Consider the following 19,981-nt stretch of genomic DNA (forward strand, 5'->3'; position numbering starts at 1 on the left):
ATGAACAATCAAATTATTAAGATTTCAGAAATAGCAAATCTTTTGAATATAAATTATTACGGAATAGATTCTGATCTTGATGGATTGAATCTATGTAATAGAGAAATAATAGCCGATTCAGTAGTTTCATATATTGCGCATGAAAAGTTTATTTCTAATGGGATTTCAAATACTAAGATTAGGGGATTGTTTGTTACTAAAGACGTGTATGAAATTATCTTGAAAAAAGAAGGTTTTAAAAGCGATATTACTTTTTTTATTGTGGATTATCCAGAAGTTGAATTTTATAAATTACATGAAATTTTATATTCGGTAACTTCTTTTTATAAGAAATTTAATTTTGAATCCGTATTGGGACAAAATTGTATTATACATCCGACTTCAGTAATAGAAGAGGGGGTTATTATAGGGAATAATGTTAGAATTGGTGCAAACAGTGTTATTAAGAAAGGAACTATAATTAATGATGACAGCGCAGTTGGGTCTTGTACTGTTATTGGAGCAGAAGGGTTTCAACTAATATATAATGAATACAATGTGCCATTTACTGTTACTCATGTAGGGGGTACATATATTGGTAAAAATGTTTTGATTAATGACAATTGCACAATTAGCAATGCCTTATTTGAAGGGAATGTTATAATAGGTGATAATTGCAAAATAGACAGTCAAGTTCATATAGGACATAATTGTAAAATTGGTAAAAATTCGGTAATTACAGGTAATTCCTTGTTGATGGGGACAGTAGAATTAAAGGAAAACGTATGGATTGCTCCTAGTGCAACTATATCTAATAAGTGTATTGTTCATAGTAACTCTTTTGTAGGTTCAATGTCTCTTGTAGCTAATAATATTTCTGAAAATTCTCGTGTCTGTGGAATTCCAGCAATTCCAGTAGATGAGTATATAAAAATGATTATACAACAAAAAAAATTAATTAAAAATGGAAGAAAAAATTCTAACGATAGTAAATAGTGTAAGGCAAAATAATCAATTGGCACCTCTTTCAAAATTGAATGAGAGTGATGATTTAAGAAATGATATCGGCTTAAATTCTTTTGATTTAGCAGAATTGACAGTGTGTATTGAAGATGAATTTGATATTGATATTTTTGAAAATGGACTGGTAAATACAGTTGGGGAAATTTATAAAAAACTTGCTGAATAATGCAAACATTTTTAATTAGTAAAGATCACATAATTCAATATGATGAGTTGTTAAATGATATAAATAACAGTAACTTTTATAATTTTGCTTTAAAATCAAATAGTTTATATTCTTTTTTTTTAAATTTTATTATTGCAATTGCTTCTGAAAATGATATCGTTTTATTAGACTCAGACTTAAGTACTTCTGAATTAATTAATTCAGGTTTGGGAGATAATGTAAACACTGAAAAGAGAATTAAACCTTTGTCTTTTAAAACAATTGATGAGTTGTTGGAGACAATTATTTTATCTAAATCTGCGATAACAATTTTTACATCTGGTACAACTGGTCAACCTAAAAAAATAATTCATTCAATATCGACTTTAACTAGAGCTGTAAGAAAATCTGACACTAATATTGGTCAAATTTGGGGTTTAGCATATAATCCTACGCATATAGCAGGATTGCAAGTGTTTTTTCAGGCATTTTCAAATCAAAATACTTTGATAAACATTTTTAATTTTTCTAGAAGTGAAGTATACGAAACAATTGAAAAGTATTCTATAACAAATGTTTCAGCAACGCCAACTTTTTATAGATTATTATTACCTTTTGAAAAGGAATTTTTGACTTTACAAAGAATTACATTTGGAGGTGAAAAATCAAATGAAAAATTGCATGAAAATATCATGAAAATATTTCCAAATGCAAGAATAAATAATATATACGCTTCAACAGAAGCAGGATCATTGTTAGTTTCTAAAGGAGAATTGTTTAAGATTCCTTTGGAATTAAAAGATAAATTTAAAATTACAAATCAAGAATTATTGATTTGTAAGAGTTTGTTGGGGCAATCTGAGGATTTATTATTGGAAGATGGTTATTATAAAACTGGAGATATAATTGAGTTTGTAGATGAAACTAATGATTTTTTTCGATTTATAAGTAGAAAGAATGAATTGATAAATGTAGGAGGGTATAAAGTGAATCCTTCTGAGGTTGAACAGGTTATTTCAAATATGCAGGAGGTACAACAGGTAATGGTCTATGGAAAACCTAACTCGGTATTGGGAAATATATTGTGTGCTGAAATAAAATTAATGGAGGGTAATAGTATTGATGAATCTAAAATAAGATCTTATTTGTCCGAAAATATTCAAGATTTTAAAATACCAAGACGAATAAAATTTGTAGTATCATTCACATTAACAAGAACAGGAAAATTGAAGAGATTATGAATATATTATTGACAGGAGCTTCAAAAGGAGTTGGTTTAGAAATATGTAAGGTTTTATTAGAAAAAGGGAATACGGTTTATGCAATTAGTCGAAGTCATACTCCTGAATTGGCAGAGTTGGAGGTTACTTATAAAGGCAGATTGTTTTTTAAAAGCATTGATCTAGCGGATACAGATTTGATTCATCAAAGTGTTTTTAAAGAATTTGTAACAAATTCGATCCCTTTACATGGGTTTGTAAACAATGCGGCACACGCGTACGATGATATTATTACAAATTTAAATTTATCGAAATTAGAGGAAATGTATAGAATAAATGTTTTTTCACCTTTAATTTTAGTCAAGTATGCAATCCGAAATATGATTTTTAATAAAACTAAGGGTAGTTTAATACATATTTCTTCCATCAGCGCACATACCGGTTATAAAGGATTAGCTATGTATGCTTCGAGTAAGGGAGCTTTAGAGGCATTTTCTAAAAATACAGCGAGAGAATGGGGAGGGGTAGGTATCCGTTCTAATGTGGTTGTGCCAGGTTTTATGGAAACAGCTATGAGTGAGAAGTTATCAGAAGATCAAAAGAATAGAATATATAAAAGAACTTCTATGAAAGAAGCAACAAATGTTTTGTCTGTTGCTAAAACAGTAGCTTTTTTACTATCAGATGATGCGTGTTCAATTACGGGCCAAAATGTTCACGTAGATAATGGTACCATTTAAAAAATAATTATTGAGAAAGCTTTTTTTGATACAAATTCATGTTTATGTTTAAAAACATAATAGCCAATTACGTTGGTAAAATTTGGGGGATTATATCTGTATTCGTTTTTGTTCCTTTTTATATAAAAATATTAGGTATTGAGTCTTATGCTGTAGTTAACTTCTATACTGTTATTTTAACAATTATGTATTTTGCTGATGGGGGGCTTTCCGCTACTCTAAACAGAGAAATTGCTAGAAGTACAGATAAAGAATATATAGGGAATATGCTTTTCACAATTGAAAAAGTGTATTTAGCAATTTGCCTGTTTATTATCGTTTTTGTTTTTTCGTTGTCAGGAATAATTGCAAGAAACTGGCTAAATTCCGACACGATAACTTCAGATGATTTATCGTTGTATGTCAGTTTGATGGGGGTAAGTGTTGCTTTTCAGTTGTTTACTACTTTGCAAAACAGTGGTTTGATGGGACTTGAGAAACAGGTGTTATCTAATGGAATCCAAGTTTCAAGTAGTATTTTTCGTTCTGCGGTTGTCTTGATACCTCTTTATTTACATCCATCTTTGTTGACTTTTTTTATTTGGCAGTTATCTACGAATATTATTTTCTTTTTTATTACCAGATATAATCTATGGAAATATATAAAGACAAATATTTCTTATAGGTTTGATAAGCAGGTTTTAAAAACAGTAGGGAAATTTGCAGGAGGAATGATGTTGATGGCAATTATTTCTTCTTTAAATTCACAAATTGACAAATTAGTAATTAGTAAACTATTATCCTTAAAAGAATTTGGCTATTACGCTCTGGCTGGGATTCTTTCTCAAGTGCCAGAAATGATAATCACGCCAATTGCAATGGGTATACTACCTAGAATGGTCAAATATTCTGAAAAAACGGAAAGAGATAAACTCACAAAGTTATTTCATGTGAATTCTTTTATATTGTCGTCATTGGCAACCTCTGGGGCTATGGTTCTTTTCCTTTTTACCAAGGATTTTATTTTCATTTGGACCCATGACATCGACATCGCTAATACAATTGAAAATGTAACGAGGGTGCTTTTAATTGGGGGGGTATTTTTAGCTTTCCAGTATATGCCTTATTACTTGGCAATTGCAAATGGTCACACCAGAACTAATGTCAGATTAGGTATAGTTGCTTTAATTTGTATAGTGCCTTCATTAATCTTCTTTGTAAAACATTACGGGTTGATAGGGGCAACTTATACTTGGCTAATCATGAACTTGTTTGCATACATTTATTTAGGGTATTTTTTAATCTCTAGGTTTTTGAAAAATGAGTTTAAAAGATGGTTTATAAATGAAACGTTGATTCCTTTAGTTATTGCTATAGTAATTGGTGTTGCAAGTTATTTGCTAACATTCGATTTGCAAAAAGGATATTTTGTGCTTCTATACTCGGTAATAATCGGTTTGATTTCTTTAGCGGTAAATTTAGTAGTTTTTAATAAAATGAATCCAGAATATAAAATTAACATACGACAAGCAATAACTGATGGGAAAATATAACAATTTACTTTCTATAATAATACCTACTAAGAATCGATACGAATGTCTTATACCGGTGGTTTCTGCTTTATTAAAATATATAGAAAATGATGATGTTGAACTGATTATCCAAGATAATTCCGATGACAATAAAGAAGGATTGTTATTTTTTGAGCAATTAAAGGATCAACGTGTTAAATATTTTTATCATCAAGAAAGTCTGTCAATTCAAGACAACACCATTTTTGCAATTGATAATGCGAAAGGTAAGTATTTGATTTTTATAGGAGATGATGATTTGGTGTCTCCGTATATTTACGACATAGTTAAGTTTATAGATAAAAAAAATATTGAATGTCTCGTTTTTAATGCTGCTTATTATTGGTGGAATACTGTAGATTTTGAAAAAGAAAATTACTTTCATCGAAAAAATGCATTATGGTTACCTATTAATCAATCTCTAGAAATTGTTGAAAGATATACACATAATGAACTTGAAATAATGCTTCAAAGTGGTGCAGGAATTTTTTCAAGATTACCTAAGTTTTACCACGGGATCGTAAGGAGGGATGTGTTAGAAAAAATTAAAGAGAGAACAGGGACTTATTTGCCCGGTTCTAGTCCTGATATTGCTTTTTCAACAGCATTATCTTTAGTTCTTGATAAATATTATTTTATTAATTTTCCGTTGAGTGTTTTTGGTGCATCAAGAAATAGTGGAGGAGGTATGACTGCAAGAAAACAACATTATGGTAAAATTGAAGATCAAAAATTTTTGCCAAAAAATATAGTCGAAAATTGGAATCCGTTGATTCCAAGAATTTGGTCTGAAAAAACAATTTATGCACAGACAGTTACGGAGGTTTTAAAAGTTTTTAAATCTAATAAAGATTTTAATTATATTAATTTTTATGGAACGATGTTGGCATATGAGCCTTATTTATTAAAGGTATTAGTTCCAGTTGTGAAATCGTATTGTGGGTTGAGTTTTTATGATTACTTTAAAGTAGTAAGTGCTTTTGTTAAAAAGAAACTTGGAATGTGGTACAGGAAACTAAAGTTCTTCTCAAAAACTTATGATTATGAGGTGCTTTTAGCAACAGATGTAGATTTTGTTATGAAAACACTGAAGGATTCAAAAACTGATGTAAGTAAGCTAAACACAAAATAAGAGTATGATTATTTTTGCTGAATTGCAAATGCAAGGTGATAAACATGTACACGTAAACAGTGGTTTGTTAAATATTGTAAAAACTTCGTTTGATGAACAAGAAGTACTCGTTTTTTGCGATAGCATACATAAAGATAAATTGTTGAAATATGTAGCCGATTCGGAATTACTTCATTTTAATACTTTTGTATATACTGGTGTAAAAGAATTAAAAAAAAGAGCTTCTTTAAGTAAAACACTGAGGGAATCATTGTTAGCTTATAAAATTTTTAGAATTGCGATGGAAGATAAGGCTGAATTGATAGTCTTTGCTTCTGCTTTTCCTTTTACAGCATTATTATTGAATTTATTTTCAAAAATATTTAAACAGAGAATTATTGTTTGTTTACATGGTGATTTAGGTGTTTTAAGTTTAAAAAGAAATAAGCCTACAACTGTTGTTTTTCGTTCAGCTATTAAAGTCTTTTTTAAGAATCGGGGGCTTAAAACAGTTGTTTTATTTTACGGAAAATCTATAGAAGAGGGACTTTTTAAAATGTTTTCAGATTATGAACAAAAAAATGTTATTTCCATAGACCATCCGTATAACTATGATAGACAAAGTAATTATGACGAACCTAGTCTTGGCAAGAAAGTTACGGTTGCTAACATTGGAACAGGATTAATGAATAAAAACTCACAATTGTTATATAGACTTTCGGAGCTTCAAAAAAATAATATAATAAATAACAAAATTAAATTTATTCAAATCGGTAATGTATCTAAAGAAGTATTAAGCTACTCGAATAAGTACGTTGAGATCCTTAACAATAATGAATTTATACCCTTTGAAATATTTGAGGAAAATATAAAAAAGGCAGATTATTTTATCTATTTCTTCACAAAAAACTCGGTGTATGATTTATGTCCGAGCGGTACATTTTTTGATGCAATTAAATATAGGAAACCTATTATCTCTTTACATAACCCGTTTTTTGAATATTATTTTAAAAAATTGGGGAATATTGGGTATCTATGTGATTCTATTGAAGAAATGGATCAAATAATTAATAGTATTCTTGAAGGAAAAGATGATGTTTATGCTGAACAAATTAAAGCATTGTCTGGAGCAACTGCATTACTATCGATTGATAAAATACAAAAGTCGTTTTTAGAGCAATATTCAAATATTAATTAAGGAATCTATGATAGATGAATCAGTTTTAAGAAAATCTGTAAGACACATCTATTTGTTTTTTGTTATAGCTGCTGTTTTATCTTTTTTATATGCCATAGTTAAAAACAGGTTAAATGGAGATTTCTTAGGGGTAGAAGTGACATTACCATTTTGGTTACTTCTTTTGAATCTTATTTTTTCAATATTGCCTTTTTTTCTTACTTGGAGAGTTTATTTGTACTTTAATAGAAGAGCCATAAAAAGAAGAATTACAATTCCTATTACTTTTTTTGGTTGTTTTTTGGCAGCTATTATAATTTGGAATATTATTGTCACCATTATATTTGGAGTTGGTGTAATGGGTGCTCCCCCGTATGAAGCCCCTTCTTATATTAAACCTATTATTCAGATAATGAATAGGTTTAACGCTTATTATGGTGTTTTTCTCTATTTTTTATTAGTTCCAAAAAAAAACAAAACCCAATTTATACTAGTAATTATGGCGCTAGTTTTGGCTTACTTAAGGGCGGGTTTAGGTTTGTTTTTGTACTTAGCAATGTTTGGTTATTTAAAATACTTTATTGAAATTAGTAGTTTTATCAAAAAGCAAAAGATGGTAGTTATAACGCTTTTGTGTTTATTTCCTATATTGTTTAGTGGGTTATATGAATTAAGAAATACTTTAAGAAATCAAGAAAGTACAGAAGCTATTACAGACCCTATATTTGGAGTTTTAGTTGGTAGACTTTCTAGTTTTTCAGATTCTGCATTTATTTTACAAGAAGCGCCATATTTTTTTTTAGGGGCTAAAAATCTGGATTCTTTCTATTTTCAAAAACAGGCTTTAGGAGGAGTTATTAGCCAAGATTTCATGCCTGAAATTAGACCGGAAATAATGCTATTTAAATTTTACTACGAAAATTCGGAAGATAATGTTGCTTATATGGCAGGGACCCAAGGAAATTTATATTTGTCATTGTTTCATTCTGGCTTTACATTTTTTTTAAATCTAACAACAATTATTCTATTTATATATATAACTTTTTACGTTTTTAGATTACTGCGGTTTAATTATTCAAATGAGATGGCATTTATTTTATTACTTTATGTCTTAATGAGTGGTGTCTCCAATGAGTATGCTTTCTTAATATTTTCAATTTTCATTTATTTATTTTTATTTTTGATTGTTAATTTATTAGGAAATTTAAAAAATAATAATTAAAAACATTTATTTTACTATACAAACTATTGAAATCTAGTTTTTGCTAAAGATTGATTAAATTCAATACAAAGTATGTTTTAATATATAATTAAAACATACTTGTAAAATTAAACTTTCTTGATAGTTTAATGTTTATCCATAATAAAAGTTCAAATTAATTCTTTGAAGCAACTAATTTGAAAGATAATTACGTAAAATACGTAATTATTAAATAATCTATTAAAAAATATATGTTTACTAAAAAAATTAAAATTGTCTTTTTAATTTCTTATTTGCCAAAACAAGGTCCAGTACAAGTAATCTTTGATATTGTTAAAAACATTGATTTTTCTTCTTTTGATATAACAATAATAACTTTTAAAGTCGAAAGTGAATATAGTGTTTTAGAACAGTTTGAAAATCTTCCAGTTAAAATAGTTAATCTTAACAAAACCGGTAAATTAAATATTCTTGCTTCATACTTGAAATTGAAATCTTTTGTAAAAAGTAATGAGATACAGTTAGTTCACTCTCATTGTTTTTCGTCTCTTTTTTTAAATAATTTTTTGAATAATGTAAAAAGCGTTCATACAATTCATATTTATCCAGGCTTACAAACGGTAGCTATGAAAGGTTATTTCTTAGGAAGTATAATGAATATTTTAACTAAACAGTTGATTAGGCGTCTGCAGACTCCAATTGCTTGTTCTGAAAGTGTCAAAAATGAGTTGAAATTAGCAGATGGTATAAACGTTAATTATATCCAGAATGGTGTTTCACCATTGGTGATGCCAACAATGACCAAGCATGATTTATTAAAGAGTCTTAATCTTAATCCCAATTTTAAATATTTTATAAGTGTGGGCCGTTTTTCTAAAGAAAAAAATTTTTCTTTTTTGATTGAACAATTTATGCAAATGAATTTGAAGGGTTATAAGCTAATAGTTTTGGGAGAAGGTATTCTTTATGATCAAATAATAAGTGTTATCGATGAATCTGTAATATTACCAGGATTCAGATATAACGTCAGTGATTATTTATTTGCGGCGGATTATTATATATCCTCTTCGTTGACAGAAGGAATGCCATTGTCTGTTTTGGAAGCGATGTCGGCCGGACTACCAATATTGCTTTCCGATATTTCGCCACATAAAGAAATATTTAAAAAAGCAAATGCTAAAGACGTCGGATTCATCTACAGTTGTGATATAGACAATGACTTTAAAGGTAAAATTAAAAAAATATTAGATATGCATTACTCTTCTTTACAAGAAAATGTACTGTCTGTTTATAATGATAATTTTTCAGCTGTGAAAATGTCTAATGCTTATCAGGAGCTGTATTCGAAGCTAATTAGTGAAAAACAACTTTAGATTAATTAAATTAGTACTGTTTTTAATACTTGTTTAATTAGTTTTAATGAACTATAATAATAAAAATCTATGAAGCATTATAAAATTCTCGTAACTGGAGGTTCAGGATTTATAGGAACTAATTTAATCGAAAAGTTTATATCAGATGGTCATGACGTTTTAAACATAGATATTGCTGAGCCCAAAAAAAAAGAATTGTTTAAATTTTGGAATGAAGTTGACATAAATTGTTTTGATATTTTAGAACAAAGTATAAAGAGTTTTTGTCCAGATTACATTGTTCACTTAGCTGCTCGTACCGATTTGGATGGGATGAGTTTAGAAGCATATAAAACAAATGTTATTGGGGTTAAAAATCTGCTTAATATATCAAATGAATTAACGTCTTTAAAGAAGATCATTATTACATCTTCTATGCTAGTTTGTCATGGAGGATATTATCCAAAAGATCAGTTCGATTATGCTCCAACAACAATTTATGGAGAAAGTAAAGTAGAAACTGAAAGAATTGTCTGGGAAAATAAACCGACGTGTGATTGGGCAATAATAAGACCAACGTCAATTTGGGGTCCATGGTTCGGAATTCCTTATAAGAATTTTTTTGATATGATTATTTCAAAAAAATATTTTCATATAGGAAATAAAGGGTGTACTAAAACGTATGGATATATTGGTAATGCTATTTACCAGATAGAAAAAATCCTATTTGGTGAAACTAGAAATGAGTTGGGAAAAGTGTTTTTTATTGGAGATAATCCAGCAACCAATATTGAAGAGTGGGCTAATGAAATTGGGACTGAATTGAACATTAAAATTATAAAGATGCCTTATTTATTAATTAAAATTGCCGCTTTTTTTGGAGATAGTTTGAAGTTAATTGGTTTGCCATTTCCTATGAATTCATTTCGACTACATAATATGACCACTAATAATGTTATAGATTTAAAAAACACCTATGAAATTGCTCAAACGTTGCCTTATACCAGAAAGGATGGCATAGAGAGAACATTAAAATGGATAAATAAACATTAAAACTCATGAAAATTTCCATAATAACGGTTTGTTATAATAGTGCTGCAACCCTTGAAAAAACTATTCTTTCCGTTTCCACACAAACCTATAAAAGCATAGAATATATCATTGTTGATGGTAATTCAAAAGATAATACTTTAGCTCTTATTAAAAAACATGAAGATAAAATCTCAAAATGGATATCTGAGCCAGACAAAGGTCTTTATGATGCAATGAATAAAGGTATTGGCATGGCAAGTGGAGATTTAATTGGAATATTGAATTCAGATGACACCTTTAATTCAGATATGGTTGTTGAACACATTGCTAGTTTTCATTTGCAAAATACTATTGATGCTTCGATAGGAAATATTGTCCAACATCAAGAAAATGGTAAAATTATTAGGTTATATTCTTCGAAATATTGGAATCCAGAAAAGCTTACAATTGGATTTATGCCACCTCATCCTTCCATTTTTTTTAAAAGAAAACTTTTTAATAAATATGGAAATTATGATCTTGGTTTTAAAATAGGAGCCGATTATGAATTAATTACACGGTTTTTTCTGAAAAATAGAATTAGTTGGAAATATTCTGGGATTACAACCACCGCAATGCTGGTTGGCGGTTTAAGTAGCTCGGGTTCTTCATCGTATAAGTTAATAACCCAAGAAATTCAAAAGGCTTTAACTATGAGTGGGATTGTTTTTGATCCATTTAAGATTAGAATTCGGTTTTTATGGAAGATAATTGGATTTTTAAAGAAATGAAAAAACAAAATAATGTTGTAATAACTGGAGCGTCAGGATTTGTCGGGCAAAATCTTCAAGAGTATTTAAAAGACTCACATGTTTTGAATGGTATGAGTGTGCGTTATATACTCAATCAGCAATTTGATATAGATGCGGGTGCTATCATTCATTTGGCAGGGAAAGCGCACGATTTAAAAAAGGTTTCTAATCCAACGGATTATTACGAGTCTAATTTAGAGTTAACAAAACAATTGTTTGAGGCTTTCTTAAATTCAGAGGCTTCTGTATTTATATTTATGAGCACTGTGAAAGCTGTAGCCGATAAGGTCGAAAGTATTTTGACAGAAGATGCAGTTGCTAATCCCAAAACCCATTATGGGATAGCGAAACGGATGGCAGAAGAATATATTTTAAGTAAAGAACTCCCTGAGGGAAAAAGAGTCTATATTCTTAGACCTTGCATGATTCACGGTCCGGGAAACAAAGGAAATCTCAATTTATTATACCAATTGGTTGCTAAAGGTTTGCCATGGCCATTAGGAGATTTCAAAAATGAACGTTCCTTTTTAAGCATTGAAAATCTTTGTTTTGTAATCAAAGAATTACTTAAAAACACAGCGATTCCTTCGGGAGTCTATCAAGTTTCGGATGATACAGAATTATCGACCAATGAATTGATTCAGTTGTTGGGTGTAATTTTGGGTAAAAAAAACAGAATTTTAAATATTCCATCCTCTTGGATTAAAGGTGTTGCGAGACTTGGTGATCATTTGCATTTACCACTTAACTCAGAACGTTTGCAAAAATTAACTGAGAATTATGTGGTAAGTAATAAGAAGATAATAAATGCGATAGGAAGGCCTTTGCCAATAGAATCAAAAGAAGGTTTGTTGAAAACATTCCAATCATTCAAAAAATAATAGATACAATATGACCATTGAAAAAACAACAATACAAGATTTAGTGATTATAACTCCCAGAGTTTTTGAAGATTCGCGTGGGTATTTTTTTGAAGCTTATAATCAAGCTAAATTTAATGAAGATGGAATAATGTGCCAATTTATTCAGGACAATCAGTCCTTTTCAAAAAGAGGAGTGATAAGAGGATTGCATTTGCAAATTAATCCTTTTGCGCAAGCTAAATTGGTGCGTGTATTAGAAGGAGAAATACTTGATGTGGCAGTAGATTTACGTAAAAATTCGGCTACTTACGGGCAACATTTTAGTGTAATTCTTAGTGCCGATAATAAAAAACAATTGATGGTTCCTCATGGCTTTGCACACGGTTTTTCCGTTTTGAGCGAAACCGCTTCCGTGCTTTATAAAGTGGATCAATTGTATCACAAAGAAAGCGAAAGAGGGATTCGTTATGATGACCCTACTTTAGCGATTGATTGGCAGTTGAGTCCTGAAGAGGTACTAGTTTCTGAAAAGGATTTGGTGTTGCCGGGGTTTGATGATGACGATTGGGAGTTTTAGGTTTGAAATTTTCGATTTGTCTTGATTAAAAAAGAAACAAAAAATATTCATGGGTTAGTAGTACTTATATTATTACTGAAGAACAATTTTTTCTTTTTTGCTTGATCAAAAAAGAAACAAAAAAATCAAGCCTGCAAATTAAAAGCTTAAAAATTTAAAAACTGTTATGGTTATTTACCTGACTGCCACTGGCAGTCCTCCTTTTAATTTCAAATGTTGTTTTTTGATGCTTTTTATTTAAGGGCGGGGCAGAAGTTTTTAGATGGGTTTTTGGTTGCTTTTTGTATGGTGCGATGTTATATAAACAATTTTTTTGTTAGACATAACGAACAATAATTTAATATTTTGTATTGTTTGTTGAACAAAAAAGATATTTAAATTGAATTGAATTATGGAAGAAGATATTCGATGGAAACAATGTTTTGAAAAGTATCTTAAAGCACTAGGACAGTTGCAGAAATTTATAGTGAAAGGTAATTTGAACGAACTGGAAGAGCAGGGACTTATTCAAGCTTTTGGATTCACACACGAGTTGGCTTGGAATGTAATGCAGGATTATTTTGAATATCAAGGAAATACGGCTATTACGGGGTCTAGAGATGCTACAAGAGAAGCGTTTCAAAAAGGATTGATTCAGGACGGGGCACAATGGATGGAAATGATAAAAAGTAGAAACCAATCTACACATACTTATAACGAAAGTATAGCAAACGAGATTAGAGATAGAATATTGAATTATTATTACGATTTGTTTGTGTCTTTTAAAGAGAAAATGAAAGAACTTTAGAATGATACAATTTGGCTTAAAACAGGAGGATATAGACAAAATAAATCATGTCTTTGCCAGGTATAATGGTATTGATAGCGTGATTATTTATGGTTCCAGAGCGAAAAGAAATTTTAAAGTAGGTTCTGATATTGATTTAACCATCATCGAGAATTCAATATCTTTTCCAAAATTTTTGGAAATAGAGAATACATTAGATGATTTATTATTGCCTTACAAAATAGATTTGTCTCTAAAACGAAAAATATCAAATGTCGATTTGCTTTTGCATATTGACAGAGTTGGGAAATTGTTTTACAAAAGAGGAAATAGCCCAGAGTGACAATCGATTCCATTTAAGATTACCTAAAGTTTTAAAAAAAGTTTAAGGTTTAAAGTTTAAGGTTTAAAGTTGTAGGTTAGATTGGGAATTTAATACGTAATCACAAAGTTCACAAAGAAGGTTAAAGAAGAAGTTTAACGTTGTCGGTTAGATCGGGAGTTGTGACGTAGTATCAATATAATAGAAAAACACAACCGTTTTCTTGATTTTCTAAGATCTTAGCGGTAATAAAATATAAAAATGCAAAAAATTTTAGTCACAGGTGCATCGGGTCAATTAGGCTCGGAATTAGCATTATTATCCAAAAACTATTCCCAATTTGAATGGTTTTTTGCGGACAGAACACAAGTTTCTTTAGATAATTTATCCGTTTTATCTAGTCAATTAGAAAAGATAAAACCGAATATTATTTTGAATTGTGGTGCCTACACAGCAGTTGATAAGGCTGAAACCGAGTACGATTTAGCAGACGTCGTAAATCATTTGGCTGTGGCAGTAATCGCCACCCACGCCAAAGAAAATAACGCGAAATTAATTCACATTTCAACCGATTATGTGTTTGATGGGACATCCTCCATTGCATTGACGGAGGAAGCCGTAACTAAACCGATTAATGTATATGGAGCCAGTAAAAGAGCTGGTGAGATAGCTTGTTTTGAAAAGAATTCGGATGCTATTATCATTCGGACTTCTTGGGTTTACAGCAGGTTTGGAAACAATTTTGTGAAAACCATGCAACGATTGCTTCAGGAGCGCGACAGTATTGGGGTGGTCAACGATCAGATTGGATCTCCAACTTATGCGGCTGATTTAGCGCAGGCCATGATGGACATAGTATCAGCTAAAGAATGGATTGCAGGAATCTACAATTATTCTAATGAAGGGGAAATCAGTTGGTATGAATTTGTGTTGGCTATCAAGGAAATTGGAGATTATACTTGTGAAGTGAATGGTATATCTTCATCGGCATATCCAACACCAGCTAAACGTCCGGCTTATTCTTTATTGGATAAATCAAAGATTAAGCTGTTGTATGGGGTTAGTGTTCCGGATTATAAGGAAAGTTTAGCTATTTGTTTAAAGTTTAAAGTTTAAAGTTGTTCAATTGTTCTCTAATGATTTTCGTTAGACCCCGACCCTAAAGGGAGCCGAAAATTTGAAAGTTAATTTCAAAGTTTAAAAAATGTTTAAAGTTTAAAGTTTTTCAATAGTTCTTGATATGATTTTCGTTTTGCCCAGGCCCTAAAGGGAGCCGAAAATCTAGGATGTTATTTTGAATAGGATGATAGGAATGCTTTAAATAGCACTACCAGTGATTTTTTATTAAAAGTAAAAAAGTTAAGGCTTACTAATTTTCTTTTTTGCTTGATCAAAAAAGAAACAAAAAAATCAAGCCTGTAAATCAAAAGCTTAAAAACTACCTTGAAGTTCCGCTCCGCACCCCGAGCCGTTCGTCCTGCGGACTCAACTCGCGGAGTGCTGCCACTTCACTTCATCGTTGTTTTTCTATACTTTTTATTTAAGGGCGGGGTTAGAAGTTTTCGGTTTTGAGAGATCAGTTGTAAAATTTTCGCTTTGCCCAGGCCCTAAAGGGAGCCGAAAATCTAGGATATTATTTTGAATAGGATGATAGGAATGCTTTGAATAGCACTACCAGTGATTTTTTATTAAAAGTAAAAAAGTTAAGGCTTACTAATTTTCTTTTTTGCTTGATCAAAAAAGAAACAAAAAAATCAAGCCTGTAAATCAAAAGCTTAAAAACTACCTTGAAGTTCCGCTCCGCACCCCGAGCCGTTCGTCCTGCGGACTCAACTCGCGGAGTGCTGCCACTTCACTTCATCGTTGTTTTTCTATACTTTTTATTTAAGGGCGGGGTTAGGAGTTTTCGGTTTTGAGAGATCAGTTGTAAAATTTTCGCTTTGCCCAGGCCTAAAGGGAGCCAAAAATTCAGAACTTAATTATAAATTATTACCCCTACCGTAAAGGGAGCCGAAAATGGGCAGTTTTCGTTTTAAGAATAGTTGTCGTGACGGGAGCCAATGAATTTATTATCAATTCATTCAATACAAATTTGAAAATATAAAATATATATGAAAGGAATTATATTAGCAGGAGGTTCTGGAACCCGTTTGCATCCGTTAACGCTTGCTATGAGCAAGCAAATGATGCCGGTTTATGACAAACCGATGATTTATTATCCATTGTCTACTTTGATGATGGCGGGAATAAACGAAATATTGATTATTTCGACACCGCATGATTTGCCTAATTTCAAGAAATTGTTAGGAGACGGCTCGTCAATAGGTTGTCGATTCAGTTACGCGGAGCAAGCTGTTCCGAACGGTTTGGCTCAAGCCTTTGTTATTGGTGAAGAATTTATTGGAGAAGACAGCGTAGCATTGGTTTTAGGGGATAATATTTTCTTTGGGTCTAATATGGATGAGTTGTTGCAATCTAACACCAATCCTGAAGGTGGGGTTGTGTTTGCGTATCACGTTTCGGATCCCGAGCGGTATGGTGTAGTAGAATTTGATACTGATTTCAAAGCACTTTCGATTGAAGAAAAACCATTGGAACCCAAATCAAATTATGCGGTGCCCGGTTTGTATTTTTATGATAATTCGGTTGTGGAAATTGCCAAGAATATCAAACCAAGTGCCCGTGGTGAATACGAAATTACAGATGTTAATAAAGTATATCTTGAAAAAGGAGCTTTGAAAGTGGGTATTTTAAGCAGAGGAACCGCTTGGTTAGATACCGGAACTTTTAACAGCTTGATGCAAGCGGGGCAATTTGTACAGGTTATTGAAGAACGTCAGGGACTGAAAGTGGGTTGTATTGAAGAAATTGCCTGGAGACAGGGTTTTATTTCGGAGCAACAATTGAAAGATCTGGCAGAACCTTTGAAAAAATCGGGTTATGGGGAGTATCTTTTGGGATTGCTGAAGCATAAGTTGTAGTGGTCAGTGTTCAGTGATCAGTGTTCAGTATTCAGTGTTCACTATTCAGTATTCAGTGTTCAGAGATCAGTCTTTTTAGTGATCAGTTTTCAGTTTTCAGTGATCAGTGGTCGGGGATCAGTGTTCAGTGCTCAGTTTTCAGTCGCAGTAATCAGTGATAAGTGTTCAGTTTTAGATTATTATATAGCGTTAAAAAATATGGTTTATATTGCATTATTATTTTTATTGGTTGGTATTGAACTCCTTTATTTCAAAATTGCGGATAAATACAATATCATCGATAAACCCAATTCCAGATCCTCCCATACTTCCGTTACTTTAAGAGGCGGCGGAATTATTTTTCCTATAGCGGTAAGCATCGCTTTTTTTTTAGGATACGTTTCCTGGTTCGTGACAGTGGCAGTAGTTTTAGTTGCGGTCGTTAGTTTTATAGACGATATCAAGCCGTTATCCCAATTGCCTCGATTTGTATCACATGTTATAGCCGTAGGTTTGATTTTTTATGAGTTAAATTTGTTTTATGAACCCTTGTGGGTGCTCCCCATCGTTTTTGTGCTTATGATTGGTTGGGTCAATTCCTTTAATTTTATGGATGGTATTAATGGAATAACGGTTTTATATGCTCTTACCGCCATTGTCAGCTTTTCTTTTTTGCCCATCAACGAAACAAGTCTGCCCTTGCTTATTACGATGGGATTGTCTTGTTTTGCTTTTGGGCTTTTTAATGTTCGAAAAATAGCAAAAACTTTCGCAGGGGATGTTGGCAGTATCAGTATGGCTTTGTTCTTAGGCTATTTTATGATAAAAAGCATTATTGATTCGGGACAGTTAGGATATATCCTTTTCTTTTCCGTTTATGGGATTGATGCCATTATTACCATAATCAACCGCTTACTTAGAAAGGAAAATATATTCCAGCCACACCGTTCTCATTTGTACCAATATCTGGCCAATGAAATGGGCTATTCCCATATTTTAGTTGCCTTTATTTATGCGGGGCTGCAATTAGTAATCAATGCACTGGTTATTTATATGGGTGCCAAAGGGTATTTAACCTTGTTCTTTATGGGTGGATTTTTAGTACTGCTGACTTTTATTTATTTACTAGCCCGAAATTTCGTCACTCGTAAAATGGTTCTGAGAAATTCGTAATTCGGTTTTTGTTTGCATTTTTATCAAGAATGAAATATTTCGAAAAGTATGATAAAACGTTTTTTTGATATTATTTTCTCTCTCTTTTCACTTCTCTTCTTTTTTTGGGTGGTATGTATTGCGTGGCTACTGGCTGCTATCGATACGCATACAAGTGGAATTTTTATCCAAGCGCGCATAGGTCAATTTGGTAACACATTCAAAATTTATAAACTTCGTACGATTCAATTTGCACCGTCTCCAGAAAGCGCCCGTATTTCGAAAATAGGGAAGTTACTTCGGGACTACAAACTAGATGAGTTGCCTCAACTTTTTAATGTTTTAAAGGGGGAAATGAGCATAGTGGGACCAAGACCTGATTTGCCTGGTTATTATGATTTGTTAGAAGGGGAGAACCGAAAAATATTGGAATTGAAACCGGGATTGACTAGTCCGGCTGCTTTAAAATACAGTAATGAGGAGCAGCTGTTAGAAAAACAAGAATTGCCGTTACTTTATAACAACAACTCCATTTTTCCGGATAAGGTGCGGCTGAATTTAGTCTATTACTACCATCGAAGTTTTTGGGGTGATATGGTTATTATTTTGAAAACCGTTTGCTATACCTTTTTTAGAAAAAAATAGTACGATAACCGTTATTCGTTAGTCAGTCCGGATCAGAATCCAGAAGTTATTTTTATTATTTTAGCGTGCTGCAATTTCTATCTTTTTAATTTTCAGAAGATGTATAAAAACAAAATTTGGCTTTCGGCTCCACATATGGGAGGAAGCGAACAAAAATACATACAAGAAGCATTTGATTCGAACTGGATTGCTCCGGTAGGTGATAACATAAATTATTTCGAACACAATATAGAGACTTACCTTGGTTCAGGGTATGTTGCGGCTCTAAATTCAGGTACATCAGCCATTCATCTGGGATTAATTCTTTTAGGGGTTCAGGCAGGAGATGCTGTACTTTGTCAAAGTATGACTTTTTCAGCTTCGGCAAATCCCATTCTATATCAAGGGGCAATCCCTATTTTTATTGACAGTGAGTCCGACACCTGGAATTTATGTCCAATTGCGCTGGAAGAAGCCATCGTAGACAGCATAACTAAAGGTAAAAAACCAAAAGCAATAATCGCGGTTCATTTATATGGAATTCCCTATAAAATTGATGAGGTTAGGATGGTTGCAGATAAATATTCTATTCCCATTCTGGAAGATAGCGCCGAAGCTTTAGGAAGCAGCTACAATGGGAAAAAGTGCGGTACTTTTGGTGATATTGGCGTTTTTTCTTTTAATGGGAGTAAAATCATAACCACTTCAAGTGGAGGAGCGATTGTAACTAATTCGGAAAAATTAAAAGAGAAGGCGATTTTTTTAGCTACACAAGCCCGAGACGAAGCGCCACATTACCAGCATAGTGAAATAGGATATAATTACAGAATGAGTAATATCTGTGCGGGTATTGGTCGCGGTCAAATGGAAGTGTTGGAGGAATATATTGACTTAAGAAGAAACATGCATGCGTTTTATGTCGATTTATTTGCAGCTATTGAAGGTGTTACCGTTTTTACTGTGCCCAATGCCAATTATTTTTCAAATTATTGGTTGAGTACGATTTTAGTGCATCCATCAGAAACCAATGGGATCAGCAGGGAAACTTTACGATTGGCACTTGAGACAGCTAATATTGAATCCAGACCTTTGTGGAAACCGATGCACTTGCAACCTGTTTTTTGTAAATACGTGTATTATGGCAGTAACATTTCTGAAACACTTTTCAATAATGGTCTTTGTTTGCCATCCGGGTCGAATCTTTCTGAGACGGATCGAGCCCGGATAAAATCTATTGTATTGAAATTATTTAATAAATAAGAATTTTATTTTTAAATAAAAGCAGGATTCAAGTTATAAATGCAACTTTTTGATTAAACATATAATTAGGTGTTTCAAAATTAAATCTTTTTCTTGGTCTATTGTTTAATTTCTCTTGTATTTCTATAATTTTCTC

At 31.8% G+C, this 19,981-nt stretch carries 20 protein-coding genes and 1 pseudogene; 20 read left to right on the forward strand and 1 reads right to left on the reverse strand.

From position 1 onward, the window contains the following. The 20 genes from ACFX5E_RS14610 (at position 1) to ACFX5E_RS14705 (ending at position 19,845) form a co-directional block, all read left to right on the forward strand. Positions 1 to 975: a DapH/DapD/GlmU-related protein gene (locus tag ACFX5E_RS14610; protein WP_379855895.1), complete on the forward strand. Its 975-nt coding sequence runs from the start codon at positions 1 to 3 to the stop codon at positions 973 to 975. Next, positions 944 to 1,168, forward strand: coding sequence for a phosphopantetheine-binding protein (locus tag ACFX5E_RS14615; protein WP_379855896.1), 225 nt, complete (start codon positions 944 to 946; stop codon positions 1,166 to 1,168). Before ACFX5E_RS14610 ends, ACFX5E_RS14615 begins: the two co-directional genes overlap by 32 nt. Beyond that, positions 1,168 to 2,388, forward strand: coding sequence for an ANL family adenylate-forming protein (locus ACFX5E_RS14620; RefSeq protein WP_379855897.1), 1,221 nt, complete (start codon positions 1,168 to 1,170; stop codon positions 2,386 to 2,388). The genes ACFX5E_RS14615 and ACFX5E_RS14620 overlap by 1 nt, the downstream gene beginning before the upstream one ends. After that, the gene (locus ACFX5E_RS14625) at positions 2,385 to 3,107 is read left to right on the forward strand and encodes an SDR family oxidoreductase (protein WP_379855898.1); all 723 of its coding nucleotides are present in this window, start codon (positions 2,385 to 2,387) and stop codon (positions 3,105 to 3,107) included. Before ACFX5E_RS14620 ends, ACFX5E_RS14625 begins: the two co-directional genes overlap by 4 nt. Before the next feature lie 44 nt (positions 3,108 to 3,151). Next, positions 3,152 to 4,639: an oligosaccharide flippase family protein gene (locus tag ACFX5E_RS14630; RefSeq protein WP_379855899.1), complete on the forward strand. Its 1,488-nt coding sequence runs from the start codon at positions 3,152 to 3,154 to the stop codon at positions 4,637 to 4,639. After that, a complete protein-coding gene (locus ACFX5E_RS14635) occupies positions 4,626 to 5,789 on the forward strand; it encodes a glycosyltransferase family 2 protein (RefSeq protein ID WP_379855900.1) in 1,164 nt (387 codons plus the stop codon). Before ACFX5E_RS14630 ends, ACFX5E_RS14635 begins: the two co-directional genes overlap by 14 nt. A gap of 4 nt (positions 5,790 to 5,793) precedes the next feature. Then, positions 5,794 to 6,966: a hypothetical protein gene (locus tag ACFX5E_RS14640; protein ID WP_379855901.1), complete on the forward strand. Its 1,173-nt coding sequence runs from the start codon at positions 5,794 to 5,796 to the stop codon at positions 6,964 to 6,966. 7 nt (positions 6,967 to 6,973) lie between these two features. Continuing rightward, on the forward strand, positions 6,974 to 8,167 hold the full coding sequence (wzy, locus tag ACFX5E_RS14645; RefSeq protein ID WP_379855902.1) for an oligosaccharide repeat unit polymerase: 1,194 nt from the start codon (positions 6,974 to 6,976) through the stop codon (positions 8,165 to 8,167). 230 nt (positions 8,168 to 8,397) lie between these two features. Continuing rightward, positions 8,398 to 9,519: a glycosyltransferase gene (locus ACFX5E_RS14650; RefSeq protein WP_379855903.1), complete on the forward strand. Its 1,122-nt coding sequence runs from the start codon at positions 8,398 to 8,400 to the stop codon at positions 9,517 to 9,519. Positions 9,520 to 9,588: 69 nt separating this feature from the next. Beyond that, positions 9,589 to 10,551, forward strand: a complete 963-nt coding sequence (locus ACFX5E_RS14655; RefSeq protein ID WP_379855904.1) for an NAD-dependent epimerase/dehydratase family protein — start codon at positions 9,589 to 9,591, stop codon at positions 10,549 to 10,551. A 5-nt stretch (positions 10,552 to 10,556) separates the two neighbouring features. Then, on the forward strand, positions 10,557 to 11,300 hold the full coding sequence (locus ACFX5E_RS14660) for a glycosyltransferase family 2 protein (RefSeq protein WP_379855905.1): 744 nt from the start codon (positions 10,557 to 10,559) through the stop codon (positions 11,298 to 11,300). Then, positions 11,270 to 12,202, forward strand: coding sequence for an NAD-dependent epimerase/dehydratase family protein (locus ACFX5E_RS14665; RefSeq protein WP_379855906.1), 933 nt, complete (start codon positions 11,270 to 11,272; stop codon positions 12,200 to 12,202). The genes ACFX5E_RS14660 and ACFX5E_RS14665 overlap by 31 nt, the downstream gene beginning before the upstream one ends. 10 nt (positions 12,203 to 12,212) lie before the next feature. Then, positions 12,213 to 12,761, forward strand: a complete 549-nt coding sequence (rfbC, locus tag ACFX5E_RS14670; protein ID WP_379855907.1) for a dTDP-4-dehydrorhamnose 3,5-epimerase — start codon at positions 12,213 to 12,215, stop codon at positions 12,759 to 12,761. A gap of 391 nt (positions 12,762 to 13,152) precedes the next feature. Further along, entirely contained in the window at positions 13,153 to 13,548 is a 396-nt protein-coding gene (locus ACFX5E_RS14675) for a nucleotidyltransferase substrate binding protein (protein WP_379855908.1), read from the forward strand. A 1-nt stretch (position 13,549) separates the two neighbouring features. Then, entirely contained in the window at positions 13,550 to 13,870 is a 321-nt protein-coding gene (locus tag ACFX5E_RS14680; RefSeq protein WP_379855909.1) for a nucleotidyltransferase domain-containing protein, read from the forward strand. 240 nt (positions 13,871 to 14,110) lie between these two features. Further along, on the forward strand, positions 14,111 to 14,965 hold the full coding sequence (rfbD, locus tag ACFX5E_RS14685; protein ID WP_379855910.1) for a dTDP-4-dehydrorhamnose reductase: 855 nt from the start codon (positions 14,111 to 14,113) through the stop codon (positions 14,963 to 14,965). Between the two features lie 995 nt (positions 14,966 to 15,960). Beyond that, positions 15,961 to 16,830, forward strand: a complete 870-nt coding sequence (rfbA, locus tag ACFX5E_RS14690) for a glucose-1-phosphate thymidylyltransferase RfbA (protein ID WP_379855911.1) — start codon at positions 15,961 to 15,963, stop codon at positions 16,828 to 16,830. Positions 16,831 to 17,028: 198 nt separating this feature from the next. Further along, entirely contained in the window at positions 17,029 to 17,982 is a 954-nt protein-coding gene (locus tag ACFX5E_RS14695) for an MraY family glycosyltransferase (protein ID WP_379855912.1), read from the forward strand. 48 nt (positions 17,983 to 18,030) lie between these two features. Next, a complete protein-coding gene (locus ACFX5E_RS14700) occupies positions 18,031 to 18,606 on the forward strand; it encodes a sugar transferase (protein ID WP_379855913.1) in 576 nt (191 codons plus the stop codon). Between the two features lie 99 nt (positions 18,607 to 18,705). Next, positions 18,706 to 19,845: a DegT/DnrJ/EryC1/StrS family aminotransferase gene (locus ACFX5E_RS14705; protein ID WP_379855914.1), complete on the forward strand. Its 1,140-nt coding sequence runs from the start codon at positions 18,706 to 18,708 to the stop codon at positions 19,843 to 19,845. 28 nt (positions 19,846 to 19,873) lie between these two features. On the opposite strand, the pseudogene ACFX5E_RS16275 reads toward ACFX5E_RS14705, so the two are convergent. Beyond that, positions 19,874 to 19,981: pseudogene (locus ACFX5E_RS16275) on the reverse strand (IS30 family transposase); the annotation flags it as partial.

Origin of the sequence: Flavobacterium xylosi, assembly GCF_042787345.1 — a bacterium.
GTDB classification, from domain to species: domain Bacteria; phylum Bacteroidota; class Bacteroidia; order Flavobacteriales; family Flavobacteriaceae; genus Flavobacterium; species Flavobacterium xylosi.

Coding starts and splice junctions, on each gene's coding strand:
- ACFX5E_RS14610 (WP_379855895.1), top strand. CDS start 1: ATGAACAATCAAATTATTAAGATTTCAGAAATAGCAAATCTTTTGAAT.
- ACFX5E_RS14615 (WP_379855896.1), top strand. CDS start 944: ATGGAAGAAAAAATTCTAACGATAGTAAATAGTGTAAGGCAAAATAAT.
- ACFX5E_RS14620 (WP_379855897.1), top strand. CDS start 1,168: ATGCAAACATTTTTAATTAGTAAAGATCACATAATTCAATATGATGAG.
- ACFX5E_RS14625 (WP_379855898.1), top strand. CDS start 2,385: ATGAATATATTATTGACAGGAGCTTCAAAAGGAGTTGGTTTAGAAATA.
- ACFX5E_RS14630 (WP_379855899.1), top strand. CDS start 3,152: ATGTTTAAAAACATAATAGCCAATTACGTTGGTAAAATTTGGGGGATT.
- ACFX5E_RS14635 (WP_379855900.1), top strand. CDS start 4,626: ATGGGAAAATATAACAATTTACTTTCTATAATAATACCTACTAAGAAT.
- ACFX5E_RS14640 (WP_379855901.1), top strand. CDS start 5,794: ATGATTATTTTTGCTGAATTGCAAATGCAAGGTGATAAACATGTACAC.
- wzy (WP_379855902.1), top strand. CDS start 6,974: ATGATAGATGAATCAGTTTTAAGAAAATCTGTAAGACACATCTATTTG.
- ACFX5E_RS14650 (WP_379855903.1), top strand. CDS start 8,398: ATGTTTACTAAAAAAATTAAAATTGTCTTTTTAATTTCTTATTTGCCA.
- ACFX5E_RS14655 (WP_379855904.1), top strand. CDS start 9,589: ATGAAGCATTATAAAATTCTCGTAACTGGAGGTTCAGGATTTATAGGA.
- ACFX5E_RS14660 (WP_379855905.1), top strand. CDS start 10,557: ATGAAAATTTCCATAATAACGGTTTGTTATAATAGTGCTGCAACCCTT.
- ACFX5E_RS14665 (WP_379855906.1), top strand. CDS start 11,270: ATGGAAGATAATTGGATTTTTAAAGAAATGAAAAAACAAAATAATGTT.
- rfbC (WP_379855907.1), top strand. CDS start 12,213: ATGACCATTGAAAAAACAACAATACAAGATTTAGTGATTATAACTCCC.
- ACFX5E_RS14675 (WP_379855908.1), top strand. CDS start 13,153: ATGGAAGAAGATATTCGATGGAAACAATGTTTTGAAAAGTATCTTAAA.
- ACFX5E_RS14680 (WP_379855909.1), top strand. CDS start 13,550: ATGATACAATTTGGCTTAAAACAGGAGGATATAGACAAAATAAATCAT.
- rfbD (WP_379855910.1), top strand. CDS start 14,111: ATGCAAAAAATTTTAGTCACAGGTGCATCGGGTCAATTAGGCTCGGAA.
- rfbA (WP_379855911.1), top strand. CDS start 15,961: ATGAAAGGAATTATATTAGCAGGAGGTTCTGGAACCCGTTTGCATCCG.
- ACFX5E_RS14695 (WP_379855912.1), top strand. CDS start 17,029: ATGGTTTATATTGCATTATTATTTTTATTGGTTGGTATTGAACTCCTT.
- ACFX5E_RS14700 (WP_379855913.1), top strand. CDS start 18,031: ATGATAAAACGTTTTTTTGATATTATTTTCTCTCTCTTTTCACTTCTC.
- ACFX5E_RS14705 (WP_379855914.1), top strand. CDS start 18,706: ATGTATAAAAACAAAATTTGGCTTTCGGCTCCACATATGGGAGGAAGC.